This is a genomic window from Kamptonema sp. UHCC 0994 (assembly GCF_029167235.1).
Taxonomy (GTDB): domain Bacteria; phylum Cyanobacteriota; class Cyanobacteriia; order Cyanobacteriales; family Microcoleaceae; genus Kamptonema.
In genome coordinates this window covers 1-18,345 of sequence record NZ_JARFTR010000020.1, presented here as the reverse complement: position 1 = coordinate 18,345, position 18,345 = coordinate 1, and the positions used below count along the sequence as shown (strand labels likewise).

The following is an 18,345-nucleotide window of genomic DNA, read 5'->3' as shown; positions in this document are numbered from 1 at the left end:
CCGATTTTTGGTATAATTCCCAAATAGACTATAATTGAAATTATGATTTTCCCCGATTTTACCCAATTCTCCGAACTCGCCAAGCAAGGTAACTTCATCCCCGTTTATCAAGAATGGGTGGCCGATTTAGATACCCCCGTTTCAGCTTGGTATCGCGTCTGTGCCGGTCAACCCTACAGTTTCCTGCTAGAATCAGTCGAAGGCGGCGAGAAAATCGGGCGTTATAGTTTATTAGGCTGCGATCCGCTGTGGATTTTAGAAGCAAGAGGCGATCGCACTACTCAAACCCACCGCGACGGTTCCCAAACCATTTTTACAGGCGATCCCTTTGATGCGATAACCACCTGTCTTAAACCTTTTGATCCCATTAAATTACCCCAATTACCATTAGGAATTGGCGGCTTATTTGGATTTTGGGGCTATGAATTAATTAACTGGATGGAATCGCGAGTACCCGTTTATCCAGCCACCGCTGAAGATTTACCAGACGGGTTATGGATGCAGGTAGATAACTTACTAATTTTCGACCAAGTGAAGCGCAAAATTTGGGCAATTTCCTACGCAGATTTACGAGATAGCAATGTAGATTTGCGTGAAGCATATCAGCAAGCTTGCGATCGCGTTACTCAGCTAGTTAATAAACTCAAATCTCCCCTTTCCCAGCAAACAACACTCTTAGAATGGACACCGCCGGGACTTGATTCTTATCAGTCAACAGCCGAAAAAACCTTAGACTACACCAGCAACATTACCCGCGAAAAATTCTGCGATAACGTTCAAAAAGCCAAAGATTACATCAAAGCCGGTGATATTTTTCAAGTTGTACTTTCCCAACGATTATCTGCTGAATATAACGGCGATCCCTTTGCACTTTATCGTTCCTTGCGCTTAATTAATCCATCTCCTTACATGGCTTATTTTAACTTCGGAAATTGGCAAATTATTGGTTCCAGTCCCGAAGTCATGGTAAAAGCTGAAAATACCCCAGATGGCAAAAAAGTAGCCACATTGCGGCCCATTGCTGGTACTCGCCGCCGAGGGAAAACTCCCCAAGAAGATGATACCTTAGCAGCAGAATTATTGCAAGATCCAAAGGAAGTTGCCGAGCACGTCATGTTAGTTGATTTAGGCCGTAACGATCTAGGTCGAGTCTGTCACAATGGTACTGTAAAAGTTGACGAATTAATGGTAATCGAGCGTTATTCTCATGTCATGCACATTGTTAGCAATGTTGTGGGAGAATTAGCTAATGATAAAACGGCTTGGGATTTGCTGAAAGCTTGTTTTCCGGCGGGTACTGTCAGCGGTGCTCCCAAAATTCGGGCGATGCAAATTATCCACGAATTAGAAGGATGTCGTCGCGGGCCTTATTCCGGGGTTTACGGGTACTATGATTTTGAGGGACAATTAAATAGTGCGATCGCAATTCGCACAATGGTTGTCCGTACTCAAGATAATGGCACAAATGCGGTTTCCGTGCAAGCCGGAGCCGGTTTAGTTGCTGATTCTAACCCAGAATCGGAATACGAAGAAACCTTGAATAAAGCCAGAGGAATGTTAGAAGCCATCCGCTGTTTAAAATAGTTAATTGTTAACGGTTAACAGTTAACAGTTAACCGTTAATAGTTTGCTTTCTTACGACTTACGCACGATTACGTAACGCCGCCATCCTGGCGGTATCTTTACCGCCTAGAAGGCGGCGTTACGGATATTTTTGTGTAAGTCCTGATTTTCTTCCCCAATGCTTCGCCCTTTCAGAGTTTGATAACTAACCACTAACGGTTAACGGTTAACAGTTAACCGTTAACAAATAACCAATAACAAATACCATGAAATTTTACATCGTTGATGTCTTTGCTGAATCAAAATATGCTGGTAATCAGTTAGCTGTATTTACCGGTGACGGCGTAGCAGAATTATCTGACACCGAAATGCTACAAATAGCCAGAGAAATCAATTACTCAGAAACTACCTTTATCCTCTCAAATGAGATGAAAAATAGTGGCTATGACGTGCGAATATTCACACCTAAAAAAGAATTACCATTTGCAGGACATCCTACATTAGGAACAGCTTACATCATCCAACAAGAAATCATCAAAAGCCAAGTTGAACAAGTTAATTTGAATCTGAAAGTAGGTCAAATTCCAGTTACATTTAATTACCTTGACAAAACCCCAGATATTTTATGGATGCGGCAAAAACCACCAACCTTTCATCAAAAATTTGACCCAGAAATCATCGCCTCAGTCTTAAACATAGAAGTAGATGAAATAGACTTGACATATCCAATTCAAGAAGTTTCTACAGGAGTTCCTTTCATCATTGTACCATTAAAAACTCACTCTTCCCTCAAAAAAGCCAAAGTCAACTTAGACAAATACTTTGAGTTAGTTAAAAATCTTGAAGCCCAAGAAATCCTAATATTTTGCCCAGAAACATACAACAAAGATAATGATTTAAGCGTCCGAGTATTTGCCGATTCTTTAGGGATTCCCGAAGACCCCGCTACAGGTAGCGCCAATGGTTGTTTAGCCGGATATTTGGTAGAATATTTATATAGTGGCAAAACATCTGTAAACGTGCGAGTTGAACAAGGTTATGAAATTGGCAGACCTTCATTGTTACTGCTGAAATCGCAAAAAAATCCAGAAGAAATAGAAGTTTCCGTAGGTGGTAAAGTCGTAATGGTAGCCAAGGGAGAATTTGTTTAAACTCACTTCTTGTCTCATTCTAAAAAAGGTATGTAGTTGCGCTTCAGCGCTCTTTGATACAACGTTTAGAGCGCTGAAGCGCAACTACGTACCTAAAATCAACTTCTATTTTGTGGTACTTGTTTAATTCCTATAAGCTATAATGAGAAATAAAGGAGGATCAACCGAAATGGTGACAGCAATAATTGAATCAAAAGAGGTTAAAATCAGTGAAAACCCCCACATTTCCATAGAACAATGGATGCAAAACCCACCTGACAACACAGAATGGGTAAATGGGGAATTAGTGGAGAAAAACGGTATGACACTCAAACATAGTCTAGCCCAGTCAAAATTAGGTACTTGCTGGCGAAATTACAAAGAATCTAGCGGACAAGGAGGAGAAGTTTATACCGAACCCCCTTGTCGCACTAATCGACAAGGCCGTAAACCTGATGTCGCCTATCTTACCCCGGAATTATTAACTCAATTTGGCGAATCTGCTGTTTTACCTCAAAGTTTCCCCTTAAGTGCAGAAATTGTCTCCCCTACAGATTTTGCTGAAGATATCATAGCTAAAGCTTACGAGTATTTGCAGTCAGGAGGTGAGGAAGTTTGGCTACTTTTTCCTGAAAATAAATGGATTATTATAGTCACAGAAAATCAGCAAATAATTTTCAATTCTGGTAAAATAGTTACCACTCAAATTGTATTGCAAGGCTTTAGTATTGCCGTTGATGAGCTATTAGGATAAAATAGTATAAATCCTAAGCTAATCTAACAGTCGCCGTCCTTCTAAAGCACGCGCTAAAGTCACTTCATCAGCATATTCTAAATCTCCCCCCATTGGCAAACCAAAGGCAATTCGCGTTACCTTCGTAAAAGGCTTAACTAAACGTCCTACATAAAGCGTGGTAGTTTCACCTTCCACACTCGGACTAATAGCAATAATCACTTCCTTAATGTCATCGTGACTCACGCGCCGCACTAACTGTTCGATATTTAACTGTTCCGGGCCAATTCCATCCATCGGCGAGATAACTCCGCCCAAAACGTGATACTTACCAATGTACTCCCGCGTTTTTTCAATGGCAATTACATCACGGGAATCTGTGACTACACAAATAGTATCGCTGTCACGGTTGGGATTGCGGCAAATTTCACATACGGGGTCAGCAGATAAATGAAAACATACCTCACAGAAACCTACTTGTTCTTTAGCATCAATTAGGGATTGAGCGAGTGCTTCTATTTCTTCCTCTGGTCGCTTGAGAATATGTAGAGCAAGGCGTTGGGCGGTTTTGGGGCCGATTCCGGGTAAGCGTTGCAATTGCTCTATTAAACGGGCTAAAGGTCGCGTGTACAATTTAGTAATTGGTAATTGTTAGTTGTTAGTTGTTAGTTGTTCGTTGTCATTGCGAGCTAAGCGAAGCAATCGCAATAGACTGAGATAGCTTCGGGATTACTAAAGGTTAACTTGGCGATGGCGATTTTGCTTCTATTAGCTAAGAATAACATAAATACATATAGCTGTGACTTGGATACCTTGCGATTGCTTCGCGGAGCTCGCAATGACAACGAACAACTAACCACCAACAACTAACAAATAACAATTAACCACCACTGATTTTAGCTTTATACCCCAATTTCGTCAGAACCTCAAGAAGCTTTTGGGTGTGGTCGCCTTGAATCTCAATCTCGCTATCCTTGACAGTACCTCCTGCACCGCATTGGGTTTTAAGCTGCTTCAGCAATGCTGCTAGAGTTTCGGGTTTGGCCTGAAACCCAGTGATGACAGTGACAGTTTTACCCTTGCGACCCTTACGGGAAGCCTGTACTCTAATATTTTGCTGAGGCGGCGGGACTTCTGGCAATGCTCGTTCTACTGCGGCTGAGTTATCAAAGTTGCCGAATTCGGAGTAAACAACTCGCTTCCCTGTAGAAGCCTTAGCATCGGAGGAGTTGCGTTTGGATGTCGTCATAAGGAGAACTAGGGAGTTGGGACTGTAAGCACTGGTTTGAGCGTACCAGAACCACTATTTATATTTGTAGCTGGTTATGGCCGGGTTGCGATCGCAACACCCCCATCTTGGTGATGAAAATATCAAGATACCGCCGGGACGGCGGCGTTACAAACTTCAAATTGTCTAAAACCCTATCTAGCAAATCTTCGTGATGTTGGCGATGGCTTAGATACAAGGGATGGCGTTTTTTTAACCTTAATTGATTCTGGCGGATTTAGCATTAACCCTGAAATTGCCCCACTACCGAGTATGAATACCGGATTAGGAAAAGCATTCAGGGAAGAGTCCAGCATATAGCAAGCTAAAACTACAGCTATCCCCACCACAGGCGCTACTTTTGGATTTCCCCAGGTACTAGCCGGATAGCGCAACCAAACACAGGCCAAAGGTGGCAATAAGAATATTGCCGTAAAACTAATCAGCCCGACCGCACCATTAACACCATAAGCAATAATCCACAAACTATCTGTAACTGTAATAGTTTTACCCCATTCATCAGTTACGTGATTTGCTCCAGAATCACCCCAACCAAACATGATTCGCCCGCGTGCTTTATGTGACAGAATTTCCTCATTTTCAATTCTAAAAGCTAGGGATTGGCTGCGGTCTTGTGGGTCAGTGGAAGTGTTGACAAAGTTAATAACATAAGGATTAGTGTAAAGAGTTCCGCTAGCACTCACATATATGTAACTAGAGATTCCCGCAATCAGCAAAAATAGAAGCAATCCATTCCGAAACTGTTTACCAACTAATAAGATAACTACTCCAATTGCTAAATAAATATATGCTCCTGTGGAGCGACATAATATAAAAGTAACTGTCAATATTGCTACTACCTGGTTAGCCGGAAATCCCCAGACTTTTTTCACAATTTTTGTTTTCCACAGCCAAATTCCCATCAGCGCCGCTGCCATCATCCACATACCTACTGCTAAACCGTGCTCCATAAATACTGTAGGTCTATATCCCCCTAAACGAATTGCTTGCCCAAAATCCAAGCGGGGAGTAAAACCGTAAACTATGCGGTGCAACTGCGGACTCATGCGGGATTCGTAGAGGCAGAAAGGAGCGTAGACTAATCCGCCATAGAAAATGCCCATCGCGAGCTCCCGAACTCCTGCTAAATTATTGAGGTAAATTCTAGCTAAGAAATAGGGCAATCCCCATTGTAAACATTGTCCGATAGTAGGAGAAAATGGGCTGAGGTTATTAGTTATTTGTGAAGGAATTGGACATAAGCACCAAATTAACATTGGTATGTCAAGCCAGCCCGGTTTAAAGGAACTAAGGCGGGCGGGCTGGAAAATTATAGTAGCTAGTAGACAGCCAAAACAAGCTGCTGTTGCTTTACCGTAACTACCGATTGCTGGTAGTTTAATTGCTGCTTGCGGCAAAAATAGGGTTGAGGCGATGAAACTAATAACTAGCGCTCGTTGTGGCGGATACCGCACAAATAAGTATAGGGTGACTAGAATCCATCCGTACAATGTCAGACTGATTAAGGAAGCCATTTGCTAATTGTTAATTATTAATTGTTGATTGTTAATTGTTATAAGACTTAGGCATTACTTACGTAACGCCGCCATCTTGGCGGTGACTTGACCGCCAAGATGGCGGCGTTACGGATATTTTGCGTAAGCCCTGTAAATCTTAACGGTTAACGGTTAACTGTTAACTAATATGCGATCGCTCAATTGCTGTGTGAAGTGCAGCCTCAAATAGATCCGTCGCATCTTCCCAGGTATATCCTGTCACCTTGGCGTAGGCAGCATCAGACATTGTTTGCCATTCCGTCTCAGACAACTGGCACATCTGTTCTATCGCTTTGGCCATATCTTCTGGATCTTCCGGTTTTACCAGTATGCCGCAGCCGCCTTCCAAAAGTTCGGGAGCAGCACCCGCTGGAGTGCCAATAACAGGCGTGCGACACGCCATTGCTTCTAAAATCGGTAGTCCGTAACCTTCGGAACGGCTAGCAAACAGCCAAGCATCGCATTTAGCATAAAATTCTTTGAGCTGACTTTGAGAAGGATGAGGTTCGTACTCAGTACCGGGGGGTAAAGGTAAATCTGGAGATAGGTGGCCGTTACCAAAGGTAACTAAGCGTAAATTGGGGATTTTCTTAGCAGCTAGGGAGAAAGCTTTTAACCCCAGGTCGCATCCTTTCCAATTTACGGTTGAATACATGATTCCGACTGTGGCAATAGGCTGTTTATCGCGAGGCGGGGCGTAAAACTGCTGAGTATCGACGCTGGGAGGTACGAGAGAAACGTTACTGTCGCCGTATTTAGTCTCAGCTATATCTACTAACCACTGGGCGACAAGGATTTTGTGCAGAGGTAGCAACCAAGTTGCTTCTACTCTTTCTTTGGGCAGGTAGTCAAAAACTTCGTAATGCTGGAGGTAATAAGCTTTTGCCCCTTTTGAGGCAGACAATTTTGCCACCCATTCGGCGGTTTCCCACCAAGTGGCGATAACTACGTCAGCGTCGGGTAAGTCGGCATCGGTGACGGGGCCATTGCGATCGGCAACTTGGTATTCAACGCCTAGGTTGTCGAAGTGGGAGGGTGTGCGATCGCTTGAAGAAGGCCAACCCTCTCCCCGTAACCATGACCGGACTTTTTGCCTAAAAGTTGGCTGTTGTTTGGGCATGGAAATGATGAATACTTCATGCCCTCGCTTTTTGAGCAGTTTGGCATAAATTGCTACTACGCGGCTGCCTCCGGTAAGACTAACAATAGGAAGAACAAAGGTAATTTTCATCGCTATGAGAGTTTTTTGCTATTTTAACTCCCTTAGCTGTTATGGGGCGCTCGCACGATGTATATAGGGACTAGGGGCTAGGGGCTAGGGGCTAGGGGCTAGGGAAGAAGGGAATAGAATCTATGGTGGCAGGTAATTAATGGTGAGTGCCGCCTTCAAATATCCAAAAAAAAGAGAGAGTCACCTTAGCGACTCTCCCTGCCATCAGGGTGCATCTAATTAACATAATATATCACTGTGGCAATGTGGGGTGACACCCCTTATTTAAAGTTTGTGTAAACAAACCCTCCTCGATTGTGATGTTAGTGTGAGGAGCGGGGGAGCGGGGGAGCGGGGGAGATGGATAATTTACCTTAATTTTCTGGCAAATTACTTGCGATCTGTCATTGCGAGCGAAGCGAAGCGCGTCAAGCGAAGCGCAGTTGCGAGCCAAGCGAAGCGCGTCAAGCGAAGCGCAGTTGCGAGCCAAGCGAAGCGCAGTTGCGAGGGTACGAAGCAAGCCCGAAGCAATCTGAGGTACGAAGCAAGCCCGAAGCAATCTGAGGCGCGAAGCGTTGCGAGGAACGAAGCAAGCTGGATCTTGCCCGAAGCAATCTCAATGCCTTGCGATTGCTTCGCTTGGCTCGCAATGACGAGTGTTTAACCGGACATGAAATTACCTCGCGCATCTCCTCTACTCTCCTCCCTGCTATCCACCTAAACGTTGAGCTTTTTGTTCAACAATTGATTCGTAAGCTTTGGATCGGCACGCCCCTCTGTTTTCTTCATTACCTGGCCGACAAAAAAGCCCAAGAGCTTGGTTTTGCCACTGCGGTACTGTTCTAGTTCCTTGGGGTTCCCAGCTATTACCTGATCAATAATAACTTCCAGAGTTGTGGAGTCTGAGATTTGGGTAACGCCGGCCGTCTCGATCGCCTGTTTTGGAGAACCACCCTCGGACAATAACTTGGGTAACAAATCCTTAGCTATTTTGCCGCTGATCGTGCCAGCATCAATCAAAGAAATCAGTTCTGCTAAACCGTAGGGTTTGAGGGGTAACTGGGTAATGTTGAGCTTTTCATTTTTCAGGTAGGCGGTGATGTCTCCCATTACCCAGTTAGCGGTTTGCTTGGGATTAGCACCCGCTGCGATCGCGGCTTCAAAATACTCAGCCACCGATCTATCATCCGTCAACACCCGCGCATCATAGGCTGAAAGACCGATTTTATTTTCGTAGCGATCGCGTTTAGAAGCGGGTAATTCTGGGAGTTCCGCTTCCCAGCGTTCCAACTGTTCAGGGGATACCTCAATGGGGGGGATATCAGGTTCCGGGAAGTAGCGGTAATCGCTGGAACCTTCTTTGAGTCGCATACTTACAGTACACTGCTTGCCTTCTTCCCAGAGCCGGGTTTCTTGGAAAATGCGATCGCCATTTTCCAAAGCTTGAATTTGCCGTTCAATTTCAAAGTCGATCGCTCGGTGGATAGCATTAAAGGAGTTCATATTTTTAATCTCGACTTTAGTGCCGAACTCCTTTCTACCAAAGGGACGCACGGAAATATTCACGTCGCAGCGTAGCGAACCCTCCTGCATATTACCGTCGCTAACGCCGAGATAGCGAACAATGCGGCGCAATTCTTGGGCGTACTCCGCAGCTTCCGCACCCGATCGCAAGTCCGGTTCAGAGACAATTTCGATTAACGGAATCCCAGCGCGGTTGTAGTCTACCATCGAATAAGTCGAACCAGAGAGGCGATCGCTACCCCCATGAACCAATTTTCCTGCATCCTCCTCCATGTGCAGGCGGGTAATCCCAATTTTTTTCCGTGTAGAGTTACCCCCATCGTCAATCACCTCAATTTCCAGCCAACCATTAGTCGCGATCGGCAAATCGAACTGAGAAATTTGATAATTTTTGGGTAAATCTGGATAAAAATATTGTTTACGGTCAAACTTGCTATAGGGTGCAATCTGACACTTTAGCGCCAGACCTGCCTTCACAGCATACTCCAGCACCTTCTGATTCAGTACCGGCAACACTCCCGGCATTCCCATACAAATCGGATCTATATTGGAATTCGGGACACCACCAAATTCTGTAGAGGAACTGGAGAAAATCTTAGTTTTGGTACTGAGTTGGCAGTGGGTTTCCAGACCGATAATGGCTTCGTATTGAGTTTTAACTGGTGCAGCAGTGGTCATAGACTAGACAAAGCTTAGGGAGCAACTATTTGCTATATTTTAGCTGGTCTTGACTTGGGATTGTTGTTATTGGTGTAATATAAAAACGTGGGATGAATACACAGACGCAAGTTTGGGATTTAATGCCTACCACAAAGGTACGCGGGGACTCTCGCGTTACCAAGGGTTTTTTATGGAACTCAAGTCAAACTAAAGACGAAATTGCCACAAAATTAACCGCGAAACTAGCACGGTACTTTTGAATACTCTGTTTCAAAAGGTCAACTAGCGGTTTAATAGAGGTGTACTACTTTTCTTAAATTTCTAATTACCAAAATCTAAAGGTGCAAAAATGGCAGAAATAACTAAAGAAGAAATGCGCGAAAGGCTTGGCAATATTGACCAGATTCGCGACATTATATTCGGAGCACAGTTGAGAGAATATGATAATCGCTTCGATCGGATCGAGTCAGACATTTCACTGTTACAGCAAGATATGCAAACTCGCCTAGAACAGGTAAAAGTAGTTGTGACAACAGAACTACGGGCTGCCTTTGACTCCTTTGAAAAGAAGCTAAAATCAATTAACTTAACAGTCCAAGAAGATAGTACCGACATTCGGCAGCAAATCGACCGAGTAAACAGAAAATTTTCTAGCAGCATTGAAGCTTTAGATGAGGCAATAGACAACCAAACTGGAGCAATTCGTGATGATTTTTCCCAAAGTAGAGATCAACTTCAAGAAGATATCCGCACCCTGAGAACTCAAGTTTTTGAAGAACTAGACAGACGCTTCTCAGTGCTCCGAGAAGTTAAAGTTTCTAGAGACGATATGGCAGAAATACTGTTTGAACTTGGCATGAGATTAAAAGGGAGTGAATTTGTTCCCGAACTCAAAGAAGCTGCTGATGGTAATTTAGATACAGGAAGACTTTTACCAGACCGCCACCTTCAATAAAATAGGTAAAATCACATGGCTTTATCGGAAGAAAATCTAGCTGGCTTAAATCAGCATCAAGGTTTTATTTCTGAAGCAAAAGAGGAGCGCGATCGACCCGCAAATCGGCTTGACCCTCTGGTGAATCTATTGGCCGATCTGAAAATTTTAGAGCAGGCTGAAAAATCTAAATTTCAGCCTAGCCAACTTGCCAAGGATTCAGCTCAAATTGTCCAAGTTAGTATTATTTCCTCAGAAGCTATTCCTGCAACAGCAGAGACTTTAATTGCACCAAATAATACTAACTTGGACAACTTGAGATCGGAAGTTACAACGGAGGAACCCGATCCTTTAGAAAATTTGCTCTTGCAGCTAGAAAAACTCACAGAACCGATCGTATTACAACAGGATATTCCTAGGGAAAAATCTGCTTTATCGGATGTGGTTGATGTCGATAAAATCTTGGCTTTTTTTCCTTTCAGCAAAGAAAGTGATGCTAGCGAAGCACATCAATCAAAATCCGATTGTGACGGGGATTTACACAACCAAGAATTGCCGAATCTAGAAATTTCTACAAGCAAAACACCTAAATTAGAGCCGGATTTTGACAGGGATGTACACAGCCAAGAATTGCCGAGTCTAGAAATTTCTACAAGCGAAATACCTAAATTAGAGCCAGATTTTGAGAGGAGTTTACACAGCCAAGAATTGCCGAATCTAGAGCACTCAAGGAACTCTATCGAGGACAGTGTTAGAAGTAATGCAGGCGTAGTTTTTATAGATGATTCAGTCATCAAAGAGCAAAATCAAGAGGATCTAGTCATTCCTTCTGAGGCGGCTAAAGTTTCGCAGAGGGAGGATTTTGTGCGGCCAGTTCCCATCACAAAAGCGATGGCAAAACAAAGCGAATATTTAAATGCTGAATATTTAGATGTTTTAGTGACGGCTGTGACAGGGTTAGAAAACTTACTAGAGGATGACCCTGCAATCCCCAAAGAATTGATAACATCGCAATTATCCAATAATTTAGATATTTTAATCACTTCTTCTGAAAAACCAGTAAGCTTACTAGACGAGCAAAAATCACCGGAATTACCAGCAGAAAAATCTCAGGATTTGGCGGAGACTTCTGAAGAATCATTGGAGGCGATAGAGCAGTTACAGAACCTTATTTTCGGCTCAAAAATATCTGAACTCGACGATGTAAAAACTTTGCTAGCGGAAAGTGATTTACCGGGAGTTCGCCATTTGATGGCAACGATTGAAAATAAACTGGGAAATCTTGAACATCAAATTTACGATCCCCAAGAATTAATCGCTCTGTTATTGCCTTGGATTGGTGAAATTTTGAGTTTGAAAATATCAGAGTCAAGAGAAGAAATTATCAAGGTAATGGTTCCGATCATTGATGAGGTAATTAAGGCAAAAACTCAGCAAGATAAACAGGCAATGAGTGGGGCTATTGCCGATTTATTACCAGAGGCGATTTCGCAACAGATCAAGAATTCACCGCAGGAAATGGCAAACGCAATCGCGCCAGAAATAGCAATAGCAATTAGAGAGCAAATTCGTCTCGACCAAGAATCAATTGCTGAAGCTCTCGCCCCAGAAATGGGCAAAGCAATTAAAGCCCAAATTGAACTGGAGCGAGATGCAATGGTAGATGCTCTCTATCCTGTTATCGGCAACACTATTGCTAAATATCTGACTGAAGCTATTCGCACTATCAATGAAAAGGTATCAAATGCCTTTAGTATAGAAGGAGTACAACGCAAAATTCAGGCTCAAATGCAGGGAGTATCTGAAGCAGAATTAATTCTCAGAGAGTCGGTTCCTTTTTCCGTTCAAGCTGTATTTTTGATTCACAAAGCTTCTGGGTTAGTTATTGCAGAAGTGCAGCCAGAAAACAAGCAACGCTTAGAATCTGACATGATTGCAGGGATGCTAACAGCTATTCGTAGCTTTGTTAATGACTGTATTTCCCAATCAGGGGAAATTTCCGAACTCAACGAGATTGAGTACGGCGATTCTAAGATTATTCTCGAAGTAGCAGGATACTGTTACTTAGCGGTGGTGATTAAAGGGGAACAACCCAACGATTTTGTCAACAAGATGCGGGAAACTCTCAGCACCATCATTATGAAACACGGTAAACCGATAGAGTTTTATGATGGCGATCCCGATAAAATTCCAGAGCAAGTTCACACATTGATTGAAAGAATTTTTAAGCAAGTATCAAAGGAGAAAGAGGCTAAACCGCCAACAGCTCTTTTAGCGATTTCCTTAGTTGTTTCGGCATTATTTTTAGTACCTTGGGGAATGTATGAATATCGCCAGAGAATAGAACGTCGTGTTGAAGCAAATACAGTCACAGCTTTAAGTTCTGCTCCCGATTTAGCCGTATATCGCCTGAGAGTAGATGTTGAAAAAGACACCCTAAAACTCACAGGAAATTTACCAAATCAAGGGTTACGCGCCAAAGCAGAAAAAATTGCTCAAGCAACTACACCTTCCCTGAAGATAGATAATAAAATTATCGCCATTGATGTACCTCCCGATCCAGCCTCAGTAGCGGCTGAAGTCAAGCGAGTAACTGCTGTCTTAAATCAGATAGAAGGCGTTTCAATTTCTAGCCGATATAGCGATCGCAAAGTCACAGTCGAAGGAACTGTGATGCAAATGACAGATGCTCAGAAAATCGCCCAATCAATGAAGCAAATTCCAGGGGTTGAGTCTGTAATCAGCACTGTGAAATTAAATCCCCTGAAAATTACAACTCGCATTTATTTTAATGCGGGTTCTGCAACATTAAACTCAGAATATCGAGAAATAATTGGCAATATTAAAGATTTTCTGAAGCAATATCCTCAGAAACAGCTTAAAATAATCGGTCATAGCGATCGCGAAGGCAATCTTGTCACAAATCAACAGTTAGCTCAGAAGCGAGCTGAAGCTGTGCGAGTCGCCCTGGTGCAGCAAGGTGTCGATCCTAGGCGGCTGCAAGTTGTAGCGAGTTTAAAACCTCCTACTGATGTCGAGTCCAGTCAACCGCTATTATTGAGTAGATGTGTAATCTTTGAGCCAATAACTCAGAGAGCGAAAACCAAGTAATTATGTCAACAATCTCAAAAAAAATGTGTATGGTGGGTGACTTTGGAGTAGGTAAAACTAGCCTGATCCGCCGTTTTGTAGATCGCCAGTTCAGCGACCAATATCTTTCTACTGTGGGAGTGAAAATCTCCCGTAGAAACATTGAATTGTTGGGGGTAAAACAGCAGGAAAAACAGGACGTACAACTTTTGATTTGGGATTTAGAAGGTCATACAAAATTTAAAGCGATCGCACCCTCTTACCTCCAAGGCTCTAGCGGTGCATTAGTTGTTGCCGATGTCAGCCGTCCCGAAACAATTGAACGTTTAATAGAGCATATTCAGCTCTTTTCCTCCGTCAATCCCAAAGGCAATATCATCATCGCTTTGAATAAACTAGACTTGGTTGATGAAGAAAAATTAGCTAAAATGGTAGAAATTGCTGAGGCAACAGCTCCAGATAAAGTATTAGCAACTTATACAACTTCAGCAAAGACAGGTAAAGATGTTGATGATATTTTTCACAAGCTAGCTTACAAAATGGTAGAACCTGTATGAATCATCTTTTAAATAAACTTCTTGGCCCTCGTCAAATGGAGTATTTAGCAATCAATCAACAGTTCACCATTCTCGATAAATCGTTAGGTGTGGAGCGATTTGCGGATCGCCCCTGCGAGGTAAAAACTGGCGCAGATGTTCGTCATGCTTTTCCAGAACTAATAGGAGTTGAAGACGTTTTATTGTCCGTCATTCTAGGGCGGAAGCTCAATTTTGAGTTAAAAGGCGTTGCCAGGTTTGCAGATAATAACCATCCTTTATATTTTGATATTTATGCGTTTGAGAACCGAGAGGAAGGCAATATTGAAAACAGGTTAATCATCCTGTTTGAAGATGTAACAGAAAAAATGGTTGCCAAGCAAGCCTTGCTTCAGAGAGCTAACGAAGCTAATCTGTTATTAAGTGCATTAGCAGCTTCCAAGGATTATATAGATAAAATCATCAAGTCAATGGGCGATGCTTTGTTAGTAACTACAACAGCAGGAACTATCAAAACAGTGAATCAATCTGCACAATTTTTGTTTGGTTATAGCGAAGCTGAATTGATCGGTGAGGCAATTTCCCTAATTACAGGTGAAGATAAATTGTTATGCCAAGCCCGCCACCGTTATATTTTATGTCAAGGAGAACTGCCAAAGGATTTGGAACTACTTTGTCGGAAGAAAACCAAAGATAAAATCTGGGTAGAGTTTTCCTGTTCAGCTATTCAGACAGAAATAACGGGATTACATGATTTTGTCTATATTGGTCGCGACATCACTGAACGCAAGGAAGAGGAATTAGAAATTCGCACCGCTTTGGCAAAAGAAAAGGAACTTAGAGAGATAAAATCCAGATTTTTTTCGATGATTGCCCATGAATTTGCCAATCCTTTAAATACAGTTTTAATTTCTAATCAAATACTCACAGAATACAGCACAGAGACAACAGAAGCAGAAAAATTGCAATATCTCAATCACATTAACAACGCCTCCAAGCACATGGTCGAACTGTTAAATGATGTACGCTTTATTAGTAGTGCAGAGGCAGGAAAACTAGAGTTTAAACTGGTACCAATTAATTTGACAAAGTTTTGCTCGGAGCTAGTAGAAGAAATAAAAATTGCTGCGGGTAGGAACCACATAATTAAATTTGTCCAAACTCAAAAATCAGAAGAAAATTCTGGAGAAGATTGCCAACAGGCAGAAAATTTACCGTTTTTAGATGCAAAGATGCTCCGGCAAATACTTAACAATTTGCTGGTGAATGCTATCAAATATTCTCCTCAAGGTAGCACTGTTTATTTTGAATTTCAACGTAGTTTGGAAGAGGCTATTTTTATAATACAAGATGAAGGTATTGGGATTCCGCTTGCAGATCGAGAACAATTATTTGAATCGTTTTATAGAGCGCACAATGTGGGTAAAATATCTGGTACTGGACTAGGTTTAGCTATTGTCAGAGAGTGCGTTAACTTGCACGAAGGTAGCATCGTTTTTAGCAGTGAAGTTGGCAGAGGTACTACATTCAAAGTTGCGATTCCTTTAAAGGGCAATTGCCAAATAGATAAATCAGATAAATAGAAAGCAACAGGCATTTATCAGCAGAGATAAAAACTTAGGTCGCCTGCTTTTCATTTATCTGTATTTTACGTTTAATTATGTCCTCGTACTTATTATAACTCCATCTTTCATGAAGAGCATTTTTACAAAACTCTTAGCTCCTCACCACTTAGAATACCTAGCAGTGGATCGGGAATTCACGATTGTAGAGACATCCTTCAACGCGCAGCGATTTGCTGATTCTGGGAATATCGCAGCAGGAAATGATGTCCGTACTGGTTTTCCTGAACTTATAGGAACTGAAGAAATTTTAGCGGACATTTTAGCAGGAATTTTACCTAGTTTTGAGCTTAAAGCAATTACACGGGTGTTAGATAATAATTATACTCTCTATTTCGATCTCTACGTTGTTCAGTACGAAGAAGAAAAAAATTTTGATATCCTGATTATTTTTTTTGAGGATGTAACAGACAGGATGACTCTGGAACAGACATTAGTTCAGGCTACTAATGAAATGAATCTTTTATTGAGTGCCTTAGCGGGTGCGAAAGATTATATTGATAAAATTATCACTTCAATGGTAGAAGCGTTGTTAGTAACAACGCCATCGGGTCGAATAAAAAAGGTCAATCAAGCAGCTCAAAATTTATTTGGATATAGTGAAATAGAATTAGTCGGTAAGTCGATTGATATAGTAGTTAGTGACAAAGAATCATTTCAGAGAATCAATCATTATTCTACTTTGTCTCAAGCTAATGCAGAAATAGTTTGCACAACTAAAAAGGGACTAAAACTAACTGTTGCTTTTTCCTGTTCGGCTATTCAAGCTGACATTGAAAGCGTTTATCAAGGCAATACCTTGACACAAGATTTAGTTTATATCGGTCGGGATATTACCGAAAATAAGCGCAATCAACAACGCCAATTAGTGCAGTATGTTACCACCCTAGTGTTATCAGAATCCCCGACTCTTCAGCAGGCAGTTGAAGAAATCTTAGCAGTAATTTGCGAGACTTTGGGGTGGGATGCAGGGGAACTTTGGATGTCAGAAGAAGGCGAAAGACTAATCTCAAAAGGGAACAGAAGCTTTCCAATTTCTGACCATAATTTGCTCAGATGTGTTGAAAGTTGGGTAGAGGAATCCATAGAAATTCCAGAATTTAGAGCTATTTCCGAACAGATTACTTTTGCACCTGGAGTTGGTTTACCGGGTCGCGTTTGGGCTAACGGTTCCTCCCATTGGATTTCTGATGTAGTTGAAGATAATGACTTTTTGCGAAGAGAAATTGCTGCTAAAGAAGGACTACATGGAGCTTTTGGCTTCCCAATTCTGGGGGATTATGAAGAGATGATATCAGCAAAAGCTGTTCTGGGAGTTATGACTTTTTTCAGCCGCTTTCCGCAGCAGCTAGATGAAGATTTGCTTCAGACAATGGCGGCAATTGGCAGTCAAGTCGGTCAATTTATCAAGCGCAAACAAGCAGAAGAAGCGCTGCGAGAAAGTGAAGAAAAAATGCGAGATTTATTTGAAAATGCTACGGATTTGATTCAAAGTGTGGCTGCGGAAGGTCATTTTTTATATGTCAATCGGGCGTGGCTAGAAACTCTGGGTTACAAGGAAGGAGATATTACTCAGATGACTGTGTATGATATTATTCATCCTGACTGTAAAGAGCATTGTATGGGTATGTTCGAGCGGGTAATGTCAGGAGAAAAAATAGAACAAGTGCAAGCAGAGTTTGTGACAAAAGATGGTAAAAAAATCTCTGTGGAAGGCAGCGCTAACTGTAAATTTGTTGATGGTAAGCCTATTGCAACTCGCGCTATTTTTCGAGACATTACTGAACGGTTGAAAACAGAAGAGGCTTTGCGCCTTCAACAGGCGCAAACTGAACGTTTGCTTCTCAATATTTTGCCAGAACCAATTGCAAATCGCCTCAAACAACACGAAGGTATTATTGCTGACGACTTTGCTGAAGTTACAGTTTTATTTGCGGATATTGTGGGCTTTACACCGCTTTCTGCTTCAATGAGTCCGATTGCTTTGGTAGACTTGCTTAACCAAGTTTTCTCTGCTTTTGACCATCTGTGCGAACGACATGGTTTAGAAAAAATCAAGACTATTGGTGATGCTTATATGGTAGTAGGAGGTTTGCCTACACCGAGATCCGATCATGCTGAAGCAATCGCGCAAATGGCGATTGATATGCAGGTAGAAATTGCTTTATTTAATGCGAAAAATAACAAGGATTTCAGTATTCGCATAGGAATTCATAGTGGCCCGGTGGTGGCTGGAGTGATTGGTATTAAAAAGTTTATTTATGATTTGTGGGGCGATACTGTGAACCTAGCATCGCGGATGGAATCTCATGGTTTGGCTGGTCAAATTCAAGTTAGTGATGTTACTTATGAGTTGTTAAAAGATAAGTTTTTGTTGCAGAAACGCAGCCCTATTCAAGTTAAAGGTAAAGGAGAAATGACTACTTATTTTCTGCTTGGAAAAAATGTTGGTAATTGGTAATTCTTTGGTAACGCCGCCCTCTGGGCGGTGATTAACCGCCCAGAGGGCGGCGTTACGGA

The 18,345-nt window shown here is 42.1% G+C and carries 13 protein-coding genes; 8 read left to right on the top strand and 5 right to left on the bottom strand.

Annotated features, from left to right (window positions below):
* The first annotated feature begins 42 nt into the window (after positions 1 to 42).
* From trpE to PY364_RS02145, 3 genes are all read left to right on the top strand, one after another.
* A complete protein-coding gene (gene trpE, locus PY364_RS02155; RefSeq protein WP_275520085.1) occupies positions 43 to 1,584 on the top strand; it encodes an anthranilate synthase component I in 1,542 nt (513 codons plus the stop codon).
* 245 nt (positions 1,585 to 1,829) lie between these two features.
* Positions 1,830 to 2,714 carry a PhzF family phenazine biosynthesis protein gene (locus PY364_RS02150; protein ID WP_275520083.1) on the top strand — a complete coding sequence of 295 codons (885 nt, stop codon included), beginning with the start codon at positions 1,830 to 1,832 and terminating at the stop codon, positions 2,712 to 2,714.
* A gap of 169 nt (positions 2,715 to 2,883) precedes the next feature.
* The gene (locus PY364_RS02145) at positions 2,884 to 3,447 is read left to right on the top strand and encodes a Uma2 family endonuclease (RefSeq protein ID WP_275520081.1); all 564 of its coding nucleotides are present in this window, start codon (positions 2,884 to 2,886) and stop codon (positions 3,445 to 3,447) included.
* An 18-nt stretch (positions 3,448 to 3,465) separates the two neighbouring features.
* Here the strand turns inward: PY364_RS02145 and recR are convergent, their stop codons facing one another.
* The 5 genes from recR to gatB form a co-directional block, all read right to left on the bottom strand.
* Positions 3,466 to 4,059 carry a recombination mediator RecR gene (recR, locus tag PY364_RS02140; protein ID WP_007356818.1) on the bottom strand — a complete coding sequence of 198 codons (594 nt, stop codon included), beginning with the start codon at positions 4,057 to 4,059 and terminating at the stop codon, positions 3,466 to 3,468.
* A gap of 247 nt (positions 4,060 to 4,306) precedes the next feature.
* Positions 4,307 to 4,675, bottom strand: a complete 369-nt coding sequence (locus tag PY364_RS02135) for a translation initiation factor (protein ID WP_275520079.1) — start codon at positions 4,673 to 4,675, stop codon at positions 4,307 to 4,309.
* 173 nt (positions 4,676 to 4,848) lie between these two features.
* Complete coding sequence (locus PY364_RS02130) at positions 4,849 to 6,228, bottom strand: O-antigen ligase domain-containing protein (RefSeq protein WP_275520076.1); 1,380 nt, start codon at positions 6,226 to 6,228, stop codon at positions 4,849 to 4,851.
* A 160-nt stretch (positions 6,229 to 6,388) separates the two neighbouring features.
* On the bottom strand, positions 6,389 to 7,480 hold the full coding sequence (locus PY364_RS02125; RefSeq protein WP_275520074.1) for a glycosyltransferase family 4 protein: 1,092 nt from the start codon (positions 7,478 to 7,480) through the stop codon (positions 6,389 to 6,391).
* 696 nt (positions 7,481 to 8,176) lie between these two features.
* The gene (gene gatB, locus PY364_RS02120) at positions 8,177 to 9,661 is read right to left on the bottom strand and encodes an Asp-tRNA(Asn)/Glu-tRNA(Gln) amidotransferase subunit GatB (RefSeq protein WP_275520072.1); all 1,485 of its coding nucleotides are present in this window, start codon (positions 9,659 to 9,661) and stop codon (positions 8,177 to 8,179) included.
* A gap of 331 nt (positions 9,662 to 9,992) precedes the next feature.
* Here gatB and PY364_RS02115 point away from each other — a divergent pair, with 331 nt between their 5' ends.
* From PY364_RS02115 to PY364_RS02095, 5 genes are all read left to right on the top strand, one after another.
* Positions 9,993 to 10,598 (top strand): hypothetical protein, encoded by a 606-nt coding sequence (locus PY364_RS02115; RefSeq protein WP_275520069.1) that lies wholly within the window; start codon positions 9,993 to 9,995, stop codon positions 10,596 to 10,598.
* A 15-nt stretch (positions 10,599 to 10,613) separates the two neighbouring features.
* Positions 10,614 to 13,688: an OmpA family protein gene (locus PY364_RS02110; RefSeq protein ID WP_275520067.1), complete on the top strand. Its 3,075-nt coding sequence runs from the start codon at positions 10,614 to 10,616 to the stop codon at positions 13,686 to 13,688.
* 2 nt (positions 13,689 to 13,690) lie between these two features.
* Entirely contained in the window at positions 13,691 to 14,224 is a 534-nt protein-coding gene (locus PY364_RS02105) for a Rab family GTPase (protein ID WP_275520065.1), read from the top strand.
* A complete protein-coding gene (locus tag PY364_RS02100; RefSeq protein WP_275520063.1) occupies positions 14,221 to 15,786 on the top strand; it encodes a PAS domain-containing sensor histidine kinase in 1,566 nt (521 codons plus the stop codon). The genes PY364_RS02105 and PY364_RS02100 overlap by 4 nt, the downstream gene beginning before the upstream one ends.
* Positions 15,787 to 15,895: 109 nt before the next feature.
* Positions 15,896 to 18,286 carry an adenylate/guanylate cyclase domain-containing protein gene (locus PY364_RS02095; protein ID WP_275520061.1) on the top strand — a complete coding sequence of 797 codons (2,391 nt, stop codon included), beginning with the start codon at positions 15,896 to 15,898 and terminating at the stop codon, positions 18,284 to 18,286.
* Positions 18,287 to 18,345 lie beyond the last annotated feature (59 nt).